Raw genomic sequence first — 17428 nt, forward strand, 5'->3', positions numbered from 1 at the left:
ACCTCCTGGGAGTGCTGAAATGAATCGTCGCGGAACCCTCACAACACTGGCTGCATCCATGGCTCTGGGCCTGGGCTTGACTTCTCAGGTGCTGGCTGCAGACACCATCAAGGTGGGTGTGTTGCACAGCCTCTCGGGAACCATGGCCATCTCCGAGACCGTGCTCAAGGACACGGTGCTGATGGCCATCGACGACATCAATGCCAAGGGCGGCGTGCTCGGCAAAAAGCTCGAGCCCGTTGTGGTGGACCCCGCCTCCAACTGGCCGCTATTTGCCGAAAAAGCCAAGCAACTGATCACCCAGGACAAGGTGGCCGTGGTCTTCGGTTGCTGGACCAGCGTGTCGCGCAAGTCCGTGCTGCCGGTGTTCGAGCAGAACAACGGCCTGCTGTTCTACCCCGTGCAGTACGAGGGTGAGGAACTCTCCAAGAACGTCTTCTACACCGGCGCCGCACCCAACCAGCAGGCGATTCCCGCTGTCGAGTACCTGATGAGCAAGGAAGGCGGCGGTGCCAAGCGCTTTGTGCTGCTGGGCACGGACTATGTGTATCCGCGCACCACCAACAAGATTCTGCGTGCCTTCCTCAAGTCCAAGGGCGTCAAGGATTCCGACATCATGGAAACCTACACTCCCTTCGGCCACAGCGACTACCAGACCATCGTGGCCGATGTGAAGAAGTTCTCCACGGGCGGCAAGACCGCCGTGATCTCCACCATCAACGGCGACTCCAACGTGCCCTTCTACAAGGAGCTGGGCAATGCGGGCCTCAAGGCCAAGGACGTGCCGGTCGTAGCCTTCAGCGTGGGTGAGGAAGAGCTGCGCGGCGTGGACACCAAGCCTCTGGTCGGTCACCTGGCGGCATGGAACTACTTCATGAGCGTGAAGAACCCGACCAACACGGCCTTCATCAAGCAGTGGGGCGATTACGCCAAGGCCAAGAACATCGCAGGCCACAAGGACAAGCCACTGACCAACGACCCGATGGAAGCCACCTGGGTCGGCATCCACATGTGGAAGCAGGCCGTGGAGAAAGCCAAGAGCACGGATACCGACAAGGTGATCGCGGCCATGGCTGGCCAGACCTTTGCCGCACCCAGCGGCTTCACGCTGAAGATGGACGAGAAGAACCACCATCTGCACAAGCCCGTGATGGTCGGCGAGATCAAGGCAGACGGCCAGTTCAGCGTGGTCTGGAAGACCAAGGGCCCGGTCAAGGCCCAGCCCTGGAGCCCCTTTATCGAAGGCAACGACAAGAAGAAGGACGAGCCCAACGGCAAGAGCTCCTGATTCGCTCCCTAGGACTGGAGAGGTCTGGTGGGTTCTCCAGTCCTGAAAAGATAGCTGCTTGCGCTTTATTGGTAATGGATGCAGCGCTAAATATCCGAGATATTTTATGAAACTACTGCGCAAGTCATGGCGGCTGGTATGGGCCGCCGGGCTGGGCTCCTTGCTGAGCTTTGCCAGTCACGCACTGACGACCGAGCAGGCCTATGCCATGGCGGCGGCAGACGACTCCGAGCAGCGCGTGCAGGCCATCAATCAGGCCGTGCTGGCACCCGATGCGCAGAGCGGCGGCGGTCGCCTCGCGGCCTATCTCAAGGCGCTGTCCGACGATGAAGTGCGCGTGTCCCAGGGCCGGGCCTATGTGGTCAGCGGCGATGCGGTCAGCGATGCGGCGACCGGCGCAGCCGTCAAGCTCCCGCCCGATGCTGAGGAGGTCGTCAGCAACAACTATCTGCGCTCCGTCATCGACACGGCACAGGCCGCGCTGGCGCTGGGCAGCAGCGATGTGCAGGCGCGCCGCAAGGCCGCCGAGCAACTGGCCGCCGAGCCGGATGCCGAGCGCCTGCCGCTGATAGAAAAAGCGCTGGCTGCTGAACAGGACGGGCAGGTCCGAGCCCTGCTGGAGCGCAGCCTGGCTGCCAGCCTGCTGGGCAGCGACGACGCTGGGCAGCGCCTGAAGGCGGTTCAGCAACTGTCGCATCAGCAGACGCCGGAGACGCAGTTGCTGCTGAACCAGCGCCTGTCCGAAGAGTCCGACCCCGGCGTGCAAAAAGCCATCAAGGCCGCGCTGGCCGGCATTGCCGAAGGCCTGGCCTGGGGGGACAGGCTGGGGGCGATCTTCAGCGGCATCAGCCTGGGTTCCGTGCTGTTGCTTGCGGCGCTGGGTCTGGCTATCACCTACGGCCTGATGGGCGTCATCAATATGGCGCATGGCGAGCTGATCATGATCGGCGCCTATGCCACCTATCTGGTGCAGCTTCTGTTCCAGCGCTGGCTGCCCGAGGCCTGGTTTGGCGGGTATCTGGTGGTGGCGATTCCCGTGGCCTTTCTGGCCTCGGCGCTGGTCGGTGCGGTGCTGGAGCGTGGCGTGATCCGCTTTCTCTACGGCCGCCCGCTGGAGACGCTGCTGGCCACCTTTGGCATCAGCCTGGTGCTGCAGCAAACCGTGCGCAGCCTTTTCGGGGCGCAGAACGTGAGCGTGGAGAACCCCGTCTGGATGAGCGGCGGCATTGCGCTGCTGCCCAATCTGACCCTGCCTTACAACCGCATCGCCATCATCGTCTTTGCGTTCGCCGTGCTGGCGGGTGTGGCCTTCATGATCGCCAGAACGCGGCTGGGCCTGTTCGTGCGCGGCGTGACGCAGAACCGCGCCATGGCTTCCTGTGTGGGCGTCAACACGGCACGCACCGACACCTATGCGTTTGCGCTGGGCTCGGGCATTGCCGGGCTGGCCGGCTGCGCCCTGAGCCAGATCGGCAATGTAGGCCCGGATCTGGGGCAGAACTACATCGTGGACAGTTTCCTGGTGGTGGTGCTGGGCGGTGTGGGGCAGCTGGCGGGCACCGTCTATGCGGCTCTGGGCCTGGGCGTGCTCAGCAAGCTGCTGGAAGGCTGGACCGGGGCCGTGCTGGCCAAGATCGCCGTGCTGCTGTTCATCGTGGTCTTCATTCAAAAGCGTCCACAAGGCATCTTTGCCCTGAAGGGCCGCAGTGCGGAAACATGAAACACCCCCTGAGTCGCTTCGCGCCTTCCCCCGCTCTCGCATTGCTGCGCGCTGCGGGCAGGGGACGACACCCTCGCTGCGGGGCGGCCCTTGCTCGGTGTCTCGTACCTGGGCCGCGCCAGTTGCTCAGGCCATGTGCCTTGCTCGACATGAGGGAAAACTGACATGACAACCCAATCCATATCCATCGAACTGCCCAAGCCCGCGCCGCTGCTATCCGCCAAGGGCTGGACGGCATTTCTGCTGGCCCTGACCATGGTCTGCGCCGTGGCTCCCGCACTCAATCTGTGGGTGCCCGAGGACAGTGCGCTGCACCTTTCCGACTACATGCTCGGCCTGCTGGGCAAGTTCATGTGCTATGCCATCTGCGCGCTGGCGATTGACCTGATCTGGGGCTATACCGGCATCCTGAGCCTGGGGCACGGTCTGTTCTTCGCACTGGGCGGCTATGTGATGGGCATGTACCTGATGCGCGAGGCCGCAGGCCCCGATGCATTGCCCGCCTTCATGGGGTTTCTGGACTGGAAGGAGCTGCCCTGGCACTGGGCGCTGTCGGGCAGCTTTGCCGCCACCGTGCTGCTGGTGTTTCTGGTGCCGGGCCTGATCGGCGGGCTGTTCGGCTACTTTGCCTTTCGCTCGCGTATCAAGGGCGTGTATTTCTCCATCATCACCCAAGCCCTGACCTACGCCGCCATGCTGCTGTTCTTCCGCAACGAGACCGGTTTCGGCGGCAACAACGGCTTCACGGGCTTCAGGACCTTGCTGGGTTTTTCCGTCAACTCGCAAGCCATGCATGTGCTGCTGTTCGCGCTGTCGGGGCTGGCATTGCTGGGCTGCTTTCTGTTCTCGCGCTGGCTGATACGAAGCAAGTACGGCCGTGTGCTGCAGGCCGTGCGCGACGCCGAATCGCGCACCATGTTCTGCGGCTACAACCCGCTGCCCTACAAGCTGTCGATCTGGGTCATCTCGGCCATGATGTGCGGCCTGGCGGGTGCGCTCTATGTGCCCCAGGTGGGCATCATCAACCCCAGCGAGATGAGCGTGGGCAATTCCATCGAAATGGCGGTGTGGACGGCCGTGGGCGGACGTGCCTCGCTGGTCGGCCCCATCATCGGCGCGTTTGCCGTCAATGGCGGCAAGAGCTGGCTTACCGTGGCCGCCCCCGAATACTGGCTGTACGTGCTGGGTGCGTTGTTCATCGTCGTGACGCTGTTCATGCCGGGAGGACTGATTCGCTTGCCGCAGCAGCTTCGCCAGTGGCGTGAGAAGCGCAAGGCCCAGGTCAAGGCGCCGTTGAACCAGACTGCAGCCGCAGCTGCCAAAACCGCTGCCGAACCGGCTTCTGCCGATGCCATCGAAGGAGTGCGCGCATGACCCCCGATCTCATGCAGGAAGGCGAGCAGCGCCTGGCCTCCTACCAGCAGCGCGAAGCCGCGCTGCGTACCGAATCCGGCGGTCGCAATGCCAGTCTGGCGCGCCCCGTGGTGGCCGGCGAAGTGGATGTGACCCATGGCCGCATCCTCTATCTCGAAGACGTGCATGTGAGCTTCGACGGCTTCAAGGCCATCAACGGTCTGAGTCTCGATATCGCGCCCGGCGAGCTGCGCTGCATCATCGGTCCCAATGGCGCTGGCAAGACCACGATGATGGACATCATCACCGGCAAGACCCGGCCCGACAGCGGCACGGTGTTCTTCGGCTCCACCATCGATCTGCTGCGCTACAAGGAGCCCGAGATCGCCGCCATGGGCATTGGCCGCAAATTCCAGAAGCCCACGGTGTTCGAGCAGCTCAGCGTGTTCGAGAACCTGGAGCTGGCGCTCAAGACCCATAAGGGCATTGCCTCCTCCATGCTGTTCAAGCTCAGCGGCGCGCAGAAGGACCGCATTGCCGAGGTGCTGCACACCATTCATCTGGCAGGCAGCGTAACGCGCCAAGCCGGGCTGCTCAGTCACGGACAGAAGCAGTGGCTGGAGATCGGCATGCTGCTGGTGCAGGAGCCCAAGCTGCTGCTGCTCGACGAGCCTGTGGCCGGCATGACCGACGAGGAAACGGTGCGCACGGCCGAGCTGTTTCTGACGCTCAAGGGCAAGCATTCGCTGATGGTGGTGGAGCACGACATGAGCTTTATCGACACCATCAGCGAGAAGGTCACGGTGCTTTGCGATGGCTCGGTACTGGCCGAGGGAACGCTGGCCGAGGTCCAGGCTGACGAGCGCGTGATCGAGGTGTACCTTGGGAGGTAACCCCCTGAGGCACTTCGCCTGGGCGGCCCCGCGCCTTCCCCCTCTCTCTACGCGCTTCGCGCTAAGGGAGGGGGACGACTGCTTCGGTGCGCGGCGGCGCTTCCTCGCTGTCTCTTTGATTGAGCAGCGCCAGTTTCAAACGCCATGCGCTCCGCAGATAGTCAAATTAGATAGCATGCTTGCGCATGCTGTGTAAGCGTTAGAGGTCGAAAATGCTTAAAGTTCAGAACCTGCATCAGTACTACGGCGGCTCGCACATCCTGCGTGACGTGAATTTCACGGCCGAGATCGGCAAGGTCACGGTGCTGCTGGGCCGCAACGGCGTGGGCAAGACCACCTTGCTCAAAAGCCTGATGGGGCTGGTTCCCATCAGAAGCGGCGGCATTGAATGGCAGGGCCGCGATATCGCGCGCAGGACGCCCTATGAGCGCGCGCGCAGCGGCATCGGCTATGTGCCCCAGGGGCGCGAAATCTTCTCGCGGCTGTCGGTGGAAGACAATCTGCGCATGGGTCTGTCCTATTGCTCGGCAGACACCCGGATTCCGGGCGAGCTGTACGAGCTGTTTCCTGTGCTCAAGCAGATGCTGCACCGCCGTGGCGGCGATCTCTCGGGCGGGCAGCAACAGCAGCTGGCCATTGCGCGCGCACTGGCGCCGCAGCCCAAGATCCTGATCCTGGACGAGCCCACCGAGGGCATACAGCCCAGCATCATCAAGGACATCAGCCGCGTGATCCGCATGCTGGCCAATCGCGGAGACATGGCCATTCTGCTGTGCGAGCAGTACTACGACTTTGCCGAGGAGTTGGCCGACCACTATGTGGTGATGGAGCGCGGCGAGGTGATCGCATCGGGCCCGGGCAGCGAGATGCAGCAGAAGAATGTGCGCTCGCTGGTGGCGATTTGAATATCGGGCGAAGAAAAAAAGGTGCCGCAAGCGGCACCTCAAAGCCTCAGGCCATGCCCGGAGGACAACTCATTTCGTCAATACGCTGCGCCGTGCGCGGCCAGCACCGGATTGCCCTGTATGGCAGTGCTGGCGCGGCCGTCCGCGCCCAGGGGGACTTCGCCCACCAGCGTGGTGCGGTAGAGCTGGCGATCGAACTCCAGTGCAAAGATATCTTGTGGTGCCACATGGGCCGTGGAGCGGTTGTCCCAGAAGGCCAGCGAGCCGGGTTCCCACTTGAAGCGCACGGTGAACTCGCTGCTGACGGCGTGCTCCCAGAGCAGCTCCAGCAGCACGCGCGATTCGCGAGTATTGAGTTCCACGATGGACTTGAGAAAGCCGGGGCTGATGTAGAGCACCTTCTCGCCGGTCTCGGGATGGATCGTGACCAGCGGGTGTTCGCTGATCAGGGTGTTGTCGCGCACCAGATCCAGATATTCCTGCGATGCGGTGGCTCCCTGTGGGGCGCTGAAGCGGTGCTCGCCACGCAGGCCCTGCAAAAAGGCCTGAAGCGGTCTGGAGAGCGCTTCGTAGGCAGCTGCCAGATTGGTCCATTGCGTGTCGCCGCCATAGGGCGGAATCGTCACACCGCGCAGAATCGATGCGGCAGGCGGGTTGTGGGCTGCCGTCACATCGGCATGCCAGCCGGTCCAGGGGCGCTGTTCGGCCTGGCCGCTGTGGCGGTTGGCCTTGCGGTGCTTGGCAATCGAATACAGCTCGGGAAAGCCTTCGACATGACCGAAGACGGGGTGGCCGGGCGTGAGCTCACCAAACTGGCGCGAAAAGGCGATCTGCTGCTCGTGGCTGAGGTGCTGGTCGCGAAAGAAGATCACCTTCCAGCGCAGCAATGCCGAGCGGATGGTGTGCACTTCGGCGGCACTCAAGGCCTGCTTCAGATTGACGCCGCTGATCAGCGCTCCGATATGCGCCGACTGCGGCGTGACGCGGATATGCGGAGTGATGTTGCTTGCGGAGCTCAGGCGTTCGTCCAGATGCTGCAGCGGAGCGTGGGGCAGGGGCATGTTCATGGGATTTTTCCTGATGAAAGCGGGGCTTCAACGCGCCTGGGCAATACGGGAGGCGCTGGGCGGCAGCAGGCCGAGTTCGTTCAGCAGAGCATGGCTGCGTTCGACCTGGGCATGCAGTGCGCGAGCCGTGTCCTGCGGGCCGAGGAAGATGGGCTCCCACTGGTTCAGCGCCACAAACTCCTTCCATTCCCGGGTTTCGGAAACCTTGCGCAGCGCATTCACCCAATACGCCTGTTGCGCGGTGCTGGCACCGGGTGCCGTCATCACGCCCTGAAACGAATCGCTGACATAGTCGATGCCCTGCTCCTTCCAGGTGGGCGACTGAGCGAACACGCCTTCAAGCCGCTTGTCGGCGGCAATCGCCAGCACGCGCACGCGGCCCGACTGCAGATAGGGCAGCAGGTTCGGCGTGGTGGCCGAAACCACATCGAGATGGCCGCCTGCCAGCGCCACCATGGATTCGGCGGAGGATTTGTAGGGGACGATGCGCAGCTTCTGGATATTCACGCCGCCCTGCTGCAAGGGCTGGGCCACGCCCAGATGGATGTGATTGCCCAGCGTGGTGGCGATGCCGATGGAGTATTTCTCGGGGTCCTTGCGCAGCTGGGCGATCAGGTCCTGGGCATTGCGCAGCGGCGAATCCGCACGCACGACCACGGTGGTGAACTCGCGCAGCAAGGTCACCAGCGGCGTGCCTTTCTGAAGGTGTGCGGGCAGGGCATTCTGCGCCAGGCTGTTGCCGTAGCTGGTGCTCAGCGTCATCAGCGTATGGGCGTCGCCAGGGTGGCGGTGCAGGCTTTCCAGCGCGGCGATCGCATGCGCGCCGGACTTGTTGCTGACCACGAACTGCGGTGCATGGCCATCGCGTGCCAGCAGCTCGGTGAGCTTGCGGGCCGCCTGATCCAGCGCCGCGCCGGCTCCGCTGGGGACAATGAATTCCGTGGACTTGCTGGGCTTCCAGGCCTGTGCCGCTGCGCCGCCGGCTTGCGCGGCAGCAGGGCCAGTTGCCAGCGTGCAGCACAGCACTGCCATCGATGTCAGCCACGGGGCCAGAGTGCGATGCAGGCGGGAATGCGTTACGGTAGCGACCGACATGAATGCTCCTGAAATCAATCGCCATATGCTTGACAAGCTGGCGTGCGAGAGACTGTAGAAGCGCTGCTGCGATACAACAACGAATGAATTTTCATGAGTTAGTAAGCAAAAGAGCTGAGCTACCCGGGCCTGAGCGGCAGGCCTGCTTGAAGAGGCGAGAAAGACAATGACCTGGCATGCGCAACTGGCGCTGAACTATTCCCTGCAGGCCGGCAAGACCTCGGTGCATTTCACGCACGATGGTCCGCTGCGCATCCTCAAAAGTCTGTATCCCGAAGGTCCTGCCATCTGCCACAACGTGCTGGTGCACCCACCGGGCGGGCTGGTGGGCGGCGATGTGCTGGACATTGATGTCCATGTCGCAGAAGGTGCGCATGCGCTGGTCACCACGCCCGGTGCCACGCGCTTTTACAAAAGCAACGGGCAGCAGGCCATGCAACGCACCCGGTTGCGTCTGGACCCCGGTGCGAGGCTGGAGTGGCTGCCGCTGGAGGCGATTGCCTACAACGCCTGCGATGCTGTCAACCAGCTGGAGTTCGACCTCGCCGAAGACGCGCAACTGCTGACCTGGGATGTGACGGCGCTGGGCCTGCCGCTGGCGGACCAACCCTATACCTGCGGCAGGTTCGAGCAGCACATCGAATGGCCGGGCCGTTTTCTGGAGCGCGGCGTGATTGATGCACAGGACGAACTGCTGCTCAACGGCGATCTGGGGCTGGCCGGGCATCGCTGTCTGGGCAGTCTGATCTTTGCCAGCGGCTCAGCCATGGCGCGCCATCAGCGCGAAGCCTTGCTGGAAGGCACGCAGGAGCTGCTTGCCAAGGCCGCTCCTGCGGTGTTGAGCGGTGTCACCGCTCCCAATGAAAACATGCTGGTTCTGCGCTGTGCATCACCTGTGGTGGAGCCTGTGATGATGCTGTGGAAAACCGTGTGGAGTTTTTGGAGAAAAGAACTCTGGAGCCTGCAGGGAGGCACGCCGAGAATCTGGTCCATGTGATCGCTGTTGCGCGGGCCTCGGCGCCGTTTCAGCGCAGCAACTGTTTTCTGCATCGGGCCAGCTCGGCCCCGGTCCAGTTCAGGCGTTCGCGCAGTTGGGGGCAGGCGGCACCGGCGTTTTGCGGCTCGCGTTCCGTGCAATGCTCCTCGACCATGGATATCAGGGTGCGCGTGTGGCGGTTCTGCTCCAGGGTGCAGGCGTGCGTACCTGCTTCGGCTCGCGTTCCGCCTTGCGAGCGTGTGCCGGGCGGCACGGCCGTCCAGCCCCGGTTGTGCCAGGGCGAGAAGGAGGCTGAAGGCGTGATCTCTATGTCATTCACGCGTCCTTCCAGGCCGGGAAATGTGGACAGCATGGCGGCTGCCACCAGGGCCGGGTCGCTCATGCGTCCCAGGGCGGTATCGCAGTCCATGACATCGGGATTCAGGCCCGGCGGCAACAGCCTCAGCACGCCATAGATGCGGGTAGCATCGGTTTCCAGCTCCTTGACGCTGCGTCCGTTGCTGCCCGGCACCAGGCCCATGCCGACCAGTTGGTACTGCGTGTCGCGCAGGGCGGTATCGGGGCCAGCATGGATCTCGACCGTGCCCGGGGCCAGGCCCGCGAACATGAGCAGCCTGAAGGCATCCGTGGAGAACAGCGCCTGCACCTCCAGATGGCAACGGGCCAGGGCGGCGGGACGCAGTACGCTTGACCAGTCCTTGGCTGCGTCGCGGTGGACCAGCATGGCCGTGCGCGGCAGTATCTCCACGGCGATCCGTGCCTTGTCCAGGTTTACGGTGGCCGCCACGCTGGCGTCGATGGAGTCGACCGTGGGAAATTGCGCCAGTGCCTTGAAGCCGGGCTGCATCGCGGACAGTCTGTCGCTGCTGACGATGCCGCCTGTTGCGATCTCCAGGCGCCCGTCCGCAAAGCGGTAGTAGCTGGGCACTTCGTCGGTTTCGGTGTAGCTGCCATGGCGGGTGGAGACCCGATAGCGGATCTCGCGTCCGCCCATCTCCATGAAGGAGCTCAGCGTCTCCAGCAAGGCCTGGCGTGTGGCGGCATCGTCCTGGCGCAGTGTGATCTCCACGCGTGTCGAGCCATAGCCCAGCAGCTTGTCGAACGCATGGCGCATGACGGCCTGATTCGGGAAAGTGATGACTGCCCCCACCATGCCCGCCAGGGCCGCGACGCCGCCGAGCACCAGCGGCCAGGTCGAACGCTCGTCAGCGCGAGTGCCAGTCATGGCGCTCCAGATGGCTTGCGCGCCATGGCTCAGCCAGGTGGTGGCCATGAAGGCGATGAGCGCTGCAGTCGGCGCCCACACAAGAATCAGCAGTATTTGCAACAGGCCCATATGGGCAGTGATTCTAGGCAGAAGCCATGCATGGCCTGGCTACAGCAGCTCGCCTGGGGCTGCCCGCCCGGGGCTACCCCCCCTGGGGCTACCTGCCCGGGGCTGCCCGCCGGGGACACTACAGCGCCAGAACGATTCTGGACTCCTGCGTCCTGGCGCGCGAGCAGCAGCTCATCATCTTGGTACAGGCTGCGCGCTCGGCACGGGTCAGCACCATGTCGCGATGATCGATATCGCCTTCGAGCACCGGCACCTCGCAGGAGCCGCACAGGCCTTCGCGGCAGTCGCACTCGATATCGATATTGGCGCCGCGCAGCGCATCGAGCAGGGTTTCATCGTTGCGCACCTGCAGCGTGATGCCGGATTCGCGCAGCTCGACTTCGAAGCCGTGCTCCTTGCCCGGGTCCAGCGCTCCCAGGGTGCTGGAGAAATGTTCCACGCGCAGACTGTCCTCGGGCCAGTGCTGGCTGGCCTGGGCCAGCCCGTCGAGCATGCGCTGCGGACCGCAGGCATAGATCTGTGCGCCGGGCCTGACCTCGGCCAGCAGTGCCGCGTAATCGGCACGCCGGCCTTCCGCGCCCACATAGATCTGCAGACCCTCGCCATGCCGTGCCTGCAATGCATCCAGGAGCGCCATGCGCTCGCGCTGGCTGCAGCTGTAGTGGATTTCATAGGGGATGCCCAAAGCCTGGGCGCGAGCCGCCATGGCCGCAACCGGCGTGATACCTATGCCGCCGGCGACGAGAATCAGCTGCTGCGCGCCTTCGTCGAGCCTGAAGTGGTTGCGCGGGCCGCGCATCTGCACCTTCATGCCGGCCTGCAGTGCCCCATGTATCCAGGCCGAACCGCCACGGCTGTGCTCCTCGCGCAGCACGGCGATCTCGTAGGTATCGGCTTGCTGCGGATCGCCGCATAGCGAGTACTGGCGCGAGATGCCGGTGTCGCCGCAGTGCAGGTCGATATGCGAGCCCGGGGTCCAGCGTGGCAGCTCGCGTCCGTCGGGCGCCTTGAGGCGCACGCGCAGCACGTCCTGCGCAATCAGCTCGGTGCTGTCCACCAGCATGCTGCGGCTGACGCCGCCTTGCGAGGATTCGCCGATGCGCACCGGCTGTTGTTCGGCCAGCACGGCGGGGTTGGCGCGCTCGGGGTTGCGGCTCACATCCCATTGAACCCACAGATGTTCGGGGCCGCGGAACGAGGTGTTGGGCACATAGGTGAAGCGTTGCTCAGCCAGCTGCATATGGGGCAGGCGGCGCGTGAACTCTTCAAGGAAGATCTGCATTTCCATGCGGGCCAGATTCTTGCCCATGCACTGGTGGGAGCCGTAGCCGAAGGTCAGGTGATCGCTGGCATTGTCGCGGTGGATGTCGAACAGGTCGGCATCGACAAAATGCTGCTCGTCGTGGTTGGCCGAAGAGGTGACGATGAGCAGCTTGCTGCCGGCCGGAATGGCCTGGCCGCCGATCACCACATCCTTGGTGGCCAGGCGCCGCCAGGCGGCTACTGAGCCGTTGTGGCGCAGGCATTCCTCCACGGCATTGGGGATCAGCGAGGGGTCGGCGCAGATCTCCTGCCAGACCTTGGGGTGCTGCAGCAGCAGCTTGACGGCATTGGCCGTGGCGTTGGCCGTGGTCTCGTGGGCGGCGACCAGGCCGGCCATCATCATCGAGTGCAGATAGGAGTCGGTGACGACATCGGGCAGTTCCTTCTGCTTGCGAATGCCGTATTGCATCCAGCCTTCGGCATCGGGGTCGGCGCGCATCTTGTCGAGAATCCGGCCCGCGTGCTGCCAGAAATTGCCCACGGCATGGGCCACGGCCACCTGCTCCTCGGCCCGGGGGCGCCCCCAGGTGTTGACGGTGTGGGCAATGCTGTACTGGCGCAGCGTGTCCATATCGTCTGCGGGCACGCCCAGGAAATGCATGGCCACCGTCAGCGGCACTTCCCACAACATTTGGTCGACGAGATCGGCGCGGCCGTCGTCGATGAAACGGTCCACATATTCGCGGGCCAGCCGGCGCACCATGGGCTCGTGGTGCTTGAGCTCTTCGGGCGTGAAGGGCTGCATCAGCGCGCGGCGGCGCGGCATGTGGGCGGGCTCGTCCTCGTTGACCAGAGTGCGGTTCAGCGCAAAGCCGTAGCTGGCGAGCACGGCATTGGCTTCATCGCCTGTGGGCGTGATCTTCTCCAGCGCGATCGAGGGGCTGAAGGTCAGGTTGTCGCGGAAGATGGCCTTGATGTCGTCGAAGCGCGTGACCACCCAGTAGCCCAGCTGCGGGCTGTAGAACACGGGCTCCTGTTCGCGTGCCCAGCGCACATACTCGGGCGGGTCCTGCTGGTAGCCGTCGGCAAAGGGATCGAAGCCGGCAGCCCCGTGGCTGATGGGGCAGCCCGTAGGGCCGCTCTGGCCGGTGGGCTTGCCGAACTGGCTGTGATCGATGGGGCAACGGCTGGGGGTGGAAACGGTCATGGCTCGCTCGCAAACGCAAAGAGGCAGGAGATGGCTTGCGCCATCGGACGAGAGCGCAGAGGCGGCCTGCCGCCAGCCTCTGCGGCATGGATCAGCGGGGCAATCAGTCCAGCGTGATGTTCAGATCCTTGATCAGCTTTTGCCAGCGTGCGCTTTCGCTGTGGATCAGTGTCTGGAACTGCTCGGGCGTGTTGCCCACCGGCTCCACGCCAAAGTCGATGAGCTTTTGCTTGACGGCAGGCTCGTTGATGGCGGCGACCACCTGCTTGTTCAGCGCCGTGACGACATTGGCCGGTGTCTTGGCCGGAGCCACCATGCCGACCAGGGCCGCAGCCTGCACGCCAGGCAGGCCCAGCTCGGCAAAGGTGGGCACATCGGGCAGCTGGGGCAGGCGCGTGGCATTGGCCACGGCCAGCGGACGCACCTTGCCACCCTTGATGAAGCCGGCGCCGGCGGCCAGGTCCACCATCATCACGGGAATCTGACCGCCTGCCACATCGGCCAGCGCCGGAGCCGCACCGCGATAGGGCGCATGGGCGAGCTTGAGGCCGGCCTCGGACTTCAGCAGCTCCATGGCCAGGTGATGGGGGCTGCCCGCACCGGCGGAGCCGTAGTTCACGCCCTCGGCGCTGGCCTTGGCGGCGGCAATGAACTCCTTGGCGGTCTTGGCCTTCTCGGCGGGGCCGGCCACCAGAATCATGGGAAAGCGGCCCATGAGCGTGACGGGCGTCAGATCCTTGCCGGGGTTGTAGCTCAGGCTCTTGTAGAGCACCGGGTTGAAGATCAGCGTGCCGTTGTCGGCCGACAGCACGGTATAGCCGTCAGCCGGTGCGCGCGCGGTCTCCGAGGCGCCTATGGCCGTGTTGCCGCCCGGGCGGTTGTCCACGACGATGGGTTGATGGGCCTGGGCGCCCCAGGCCTGGCCTATGGTGCGGGCCAGGAAGTCCGAGCCGCCGCCTGCGGCATAGGGAACGATCCAGCGCACGCTCTTGCTCGGGTACTTGTCCTGGGCCGCGGCGGTGCCTGGGGCTGCGGCCAGCCAGAGCATGCTGGTGGCCAGAACCGAGGCGGTGAAGAGGCGTTTTTTCATTGAGGGTGTCTCCTGGGCTGTGGTGTTGTTTGCCTGCGGGTTAACCAAGCTTCACTCCGCCTGCGATTCCGCTTTAATACGGAAATTGTTTTGCGTAATTTTTATACGCATTGCGTAAATATGCTTCAAGGGATTACCCGAGAGCCAGCACGAGACATGCGTGAAAATGTCTTCAACGGCTTATGAGACAGGCGCAACCAGCTATGAAAATCGAGAAGAAGACTTTGGCGATGGCGAAGCGGCAAGCAGCCAGCTCCGCAGCAAGAGTGGCGTCGCAGAATGCCCGGCAAGAGCCGGATCAACGTCGCCAGCGTGTGCAGGCAGCAGAGACCTGTCTGGCCGTGCTCAAGGCACTGGCCGGGCTGGGCGGGCGCGCCAGTCTCACGGCCATCGGCGCTGCCGTCGATGAAAGTCCGGCCAAGGTGCATCGCTATCTGGCCAGCCTCATGGCCGAGGGCCTGGTGGAGCAGGATCGTGGCGGCACCCAGTACGCGCTCGGACGCGAGGCCATCCATATCGGCCTGGCTGCGATGCGCCAGAACGATCCTGTGCGCATGTCCGAGCCGGCCCTGCAGCATCTGCGCGAGTCCTTGCAGGTCACGAGTTTTGTCGCGGTCATGGGCAATATGGGCCCCACCATCGTGCGCTTTGAAGAGCCCAGCCTGCCCATTACCGTCAATGTACGTGTGGGTTCGGTCATGTCCATGCTGTGGTCGGCCACGGGGCGGGCCTTTTTTGCCTTCATGGAGCCGCAGCCCGAGGTCGAGGCGCTGTTGGCGCGCGAGCTGGAGGCAGCCAGCCCCGAGCATCGCCGTCTGCTGCATGCGAGCAAGCCTCTGGAGCAACTGCGCAGTGAGATTCGCGCAGCCGGCTGTGCGGCGATCCGGGACCTGAATCTGCCTGGCATCAGCGCCGTTGCGGCGCCCTTGCTCGACTACAACGGTCATGTGGTGGCCGTGCTCTGCGCGCTCGGGGCCAGCGGCGGCTTCGACCCCGATCCGCAGGGCCGCATTGCCCAGGCTGTATGCGAAGAGGCGCGCAGTATCAGCGCTTCGCTGGGCTACCGGGCCTAGGTCTCAGGCCCCGGTCAGCACAGCCGGGGCTCCGAGGCGCAGGGATAGCTGACGGGCCTGGGCCTGCAGTTTCTGTGCCGGCAGACCAGCGGGGTCCAGCGTCAGCGTGACCGAAGGGCCGATGGCGGCAATCGCCAGCACCAATTGGCCGAAGCCGTCGAACACCGGCACCGCCAGCGCGCTTACGCCCGACAGCAACTGGTTCTCGACCACGCTCAGGTGGTTGCGGCGGATGGCGTCCAGCTCCTTGGCAAACGCCGGTTCGTCCAGGCTGTGGCCTTCGGCCTGCAGCAGCGGTGCGATACGGGCCGGGTCGCCGAAAGCCGCAAAAATCTTGCCCGTGGCGGTATGGCGCAAGGAGGCCGGCGTGCCGTGGCGCATGGCCACATAGACATGGGTCGGGCCTTCCTCGACGCGGATGATGGTCGGCCCCTGGCCGCTCCACATGGAAACCGACACGGTGTAGCCCACCTCTTGCGCCAGGGCGGGCAGCTCGGCAATCGCCATGCGCACGGGATCTGCCTGCTGCAGGCTGATGAGCCCCATCTGAATGGCCAGCGGCCCCAGGCCGTAATGGCCGCTGACGCGATCCTGCTCCATCAGGCCCAGCTTGCAAAAACTCACCAGATAGGGGTGGGCCTTGGCTGCCGTCATCTCCGCCTCGCGTGCCAGATCCTTGAGCGCCATGCGCCGGCCCGTGCGCGCCAGCACCTTGAGCAACTGGCCGCCGACTTCCACGCTCTGTATGCCGCGCGGTGCGCGCGCGGGTTCGTCGTCACTGGATTCAAGCATCAAACGGGCGTCGGTCGAAGAAGAGTTGGCATGAGGCATGACGGCATTGTGACGGTGGAAAAGCGGCTGGAAAGTCTCAAGGGTTTTTCACTATGACAAATCGATTGTGCAATGTTGAATTTATATCTAGCATTCAGAAATTCGATAAAGCTGAATGCATTTGTTTAAAACAAAGAGATTGCAACGATGAGCACCAAGACCTTTGCCTCCGCCGCCGACCTTGAAGTCAAGAAGGTGAGCTTCGACAAGCTCTCCGAACATGCTTATGCCTACACGGCTGAAGGCGACCCCAATACCGGCATCATCATTGGCGACGACGCCGTGATGGTCATCGACACCCAGGCCACACCCGTCATGGCCGAGGACGTGATCCGCCGCATCCGCGAGGTCACGGACAAGCCCATCAAGTACGTCACGCTGTCGCATTACCACGCGGTGCGCGTGCTGGGTGCCTCGGCCTATGGCGCCGAGCACATCATTGCCAGCCAGGACACCTACGACCTCATCGTCGAGCGCGGCGAGCAGGACAAGGCCAGCGAGATCGGCCGCTTTCCGCGCCTGTTCCAGAACGTCGAGAGCGTGCCCGAGGGCATGACCTGGCCGACCATGACCTTCACCGGCAAGATGACGCTGTGGCTGGGCAAGCTCGAGGTGCAGATCCTGCAGCTGGGCCGTGGCCACACCAAGGGCGATACCGTGGTCTGGCTGCCACAGGAGAAGGTGCTGTTCAGCGGCGATCTGGTCGAGTTCGATGCCACACCCTATGCCGGCGACGCCTATTTCCAGGACTGGCCGCAGACGCTGGATGCGATTGCCGCCCTCAAGCCCGAAAAGCTGGTGCCCGGCCGCGGTGCAGCGCTGCAGAACGCCGCCGAAGTGCAGGCCGGCCTGGCGGGCACGCGCAACTTCATCAGCGACCTGTGGGCCGAGGTCAAGGCCGGCGCCGATGCGCGCCAGGACCTGCGCAAGGTCTACGAGGCAGCCTTTGCCAAGCTGCAGCCCAAATACGGGCATTGGGTGATCTTCAACCACTGCATGCCGTTTGACGTGACACGTGCCTATGACGAGGCATCGGGCCACGTCGACCCGCGTATCTGGACTGCCGAGCGCGACCGCGAGATGTGGCTGGCGCTGGAAGGCTGATCGCCTCCTGGTCCGCCCGGCTGGCAGTCTCTTGCGCAGGCGCGGCGGTCTACGGCGAAGCTATCTAAAACAGGAGCTGCTTGCGCTTGATTTGTAATGAATTCAAATGGAAAAAACATTGAATTCAATGCCTGACGAGCGGTAGCAGCTATCAAAAAAACAGAGTTTGAATCCGGCCGCAAAGAGCCGGAGGGGCGGCTTTTGCC

Annotated in this window: 14 protein-coding genes; 8 read left to right on the forward strand and 6 right to left on the reverse strand. The window is 63.9% G+C overall.

Features of this window, described 5'->3' with window-relative positions:
* Window positions 1-19: 19 nt before the first annotated feature.
* The 5 genes from urtA to urtE all read left to right on the forward strand — a co-directional run bounded on the left by urtA (window position 20) and on the right by urtE (window position 6159).
* Window positions 20-1288: an urea ABC transporter substrate-binding protein gene (urtA, locus tag ACWGXF_RS17905; protein ID WP_224649186.1), complete on the forward strand. Its 1269-nt coding sequence runs from the start codon at window positions 20-22 to the stop codon at window positions 1286-1288.
* A gap of 106 nt (window positions 1289-1394) precedes the next feature.
* Window positions 1395-3008 (forward strand): urea ABC transporter permease subunit UrtB, encoded by a 1614-nt coding sequence (urtB, locus tag ACWGXF_RS17910; RefSeq protein ID WP_256629022.1) that lies wholly within the window; start codon window positions 1395-1397, stop codon window positions 3006-3008.
* Between the two features lie 165 nt (window positions 3009-3173).
* Window positions 3174-4382, forward strand: a complete 1209-nt coding sequence (gene urtC / locus ACWGXF_RS17915; protein ID WP_256629021.1) for an urea ABC transporter permease subunit UrtC — start codon at window positions 3174-3176, stop codon at window positions 4380-4382.
* Window positions 4379-5254 (forward strand): urea ABC transporter ATP-binding protein UrtD, encoded by an 876-nt coding sequence (gene urtD / locus ACWGXF_RS17920; protein ID WP_034355169.1) that lies wholly within the window; start codon window positions 4379-4381, stop codon window positions 5252-5254. The genes urtC and urtD overlap by 4 nt, the downstream gene beginning before the upstream one ends.
* 212 nt (window positions 5255-5466) lie before the next feature.
* On the forward strand, window positions 5467-6159 hold the full coding sequence (gene urtE / locus ACWGXF_RS17925; RefSeq protein WP_256629018.1) for an urea ABC transporter ATP-binding subunit UrtE: 693 nt from the start codon (window positions 5467-5469) through the stop codon (window positions 6157-6159).
* Between the two features lie 77 nt (window positions 6160-6236).
* Here urtE and ACWGXF_RS17930 read toward each other — a convergent pair whose 3' ends face one another.
* Complete coding sequence (locus tag ACWGXF_RS17930) at window positions 6237-7226, reverse strand: TauD/TfdA dioxygenase family protein (RefSeq protein ID WP_054073684.1); 990 nt, start codon at window positions 7224-7226, stop codon at window positions 6237-6239.
* Between the two features lie 27 nt (window positions 7227-7253).
* Window positions 7254-8321, reverse strand: coding sequence for a tripartite tricarboxylate transporter substrate binding protein (locus ACWGXF_RS17935; RefSeq protein WP_229227759.1), 1068 nt, complete (start codon window positions 8319-8321; stop codon window positions 7254-7256).
* A 166-nt stretch (window positions 8322-8487) separates the two neighbouring features.
* On the opposite strand from ACWGXF_RS17935, the gene ACWGXF_RS17940 reads away from it, so the two are divergent.
* Entirely contained in the window at window positions 8488-9318 is an 831-nt protein-coding gene (locus ACWGXF_RS17940) for an urease accessory protein UreD (protein ID WP_012840152.1), read from the forward strand.
* Between the two features lie 28 nt (window positions 9319-9346).
* Here the strand turns inward: ACWGXF_RS17940 and ACWGXF_RS17945 are convergent, their stop codons facing one another.
* From ACWGXF_RS17945 to ACWGXF_RS17955, 3 genes are all read right to left on the reverse strand, one after another.
* Entirely contained in the window at window positions 9347-10654 is a 1308-nt protein-coding gene (locus tag ACWGXF_RS17945) for a hypothetical protein (protein ID WP_256629014.1), read from the reverse strand.
* A 118-nt stretch (window positions 10655-10772) separates the two neighbouring features.
* Window positions 10773-13124: a cytochrome P450/oxidoreductase gene (locus tag ACWGXF_RS17950; RefSeq protein ID WP_256629013.1), complete on the reverse strand. Its 2352-nt coding sequence runs from the start codon at window positions 13122-13124 to the stop codon at window positions 10773-10775.
* Window positions 13125-13227: 103 nt separating this feature from the next.
* Window positions 13228-14214 (reverse strand): Bug family tripartite tricarboxylate transporter substrate binding protein, encoded by a 987-nt coding sequence (locus tag ACWGXF_RS17955; RefSeq protein WP_256629011.1) that lies wholly within the window; start codon window positions 14212-14214, stop codon window positions 13228-13230.
* Between the two features lie 230 nt (window positions 14215-14444).
* Here ACWGXF_RS17955 and ACWGXF_RS17960 point away from each other — a divergent pair, with 230 nt between their 5' ends.
* A complete protein-coding gene (locus ACWGXF_RS17960; RefSeq protein WP_256629010.1) occupies window positions 14445-15287 on the forward strand; it encodes an IclR family transcriptional regulator in 843 nt (280 codons plus the stop codon).
* Between the two features lie 3 nt (window positions 15288-15290).
* On the opposite strand, the gene ACWGXF_RS17965 is transcribed toward ACWGXF_RS17960, so the two are convergent.
* Complete coding sequence (locus tag ACWGXF_RS17965) at window positions 15291-16118, reverse strand: IclR family transcriptional regulator (RefSeq protein WP_012840147.1); 828 nt, start codon at window positions 16116-16118, stop codon at window positions 15291-15293.
* A 147-nt stretch (window positions 16119-16265) separates the two neighbouring features.
* Here ACWGXF_RS17965 and ACWGXF_RS17970 point away from each other — a divergent pair, with 147 nt between their 5' ends.
* Entirely contained in the window at window positions 16266-17222 is a 957-nt protein-coding gene (locus ACWGXF_RS17970; RefSeq protein ID WP_256629008.1) for an MBL fold metallo-hydrolase, read from the forward strand.
* Window positions 17223-17428 lie beyond the last annotated feature (206 nt).

Source organism: Comamonas sp. HJ-2, assembly GCF_053615495.1.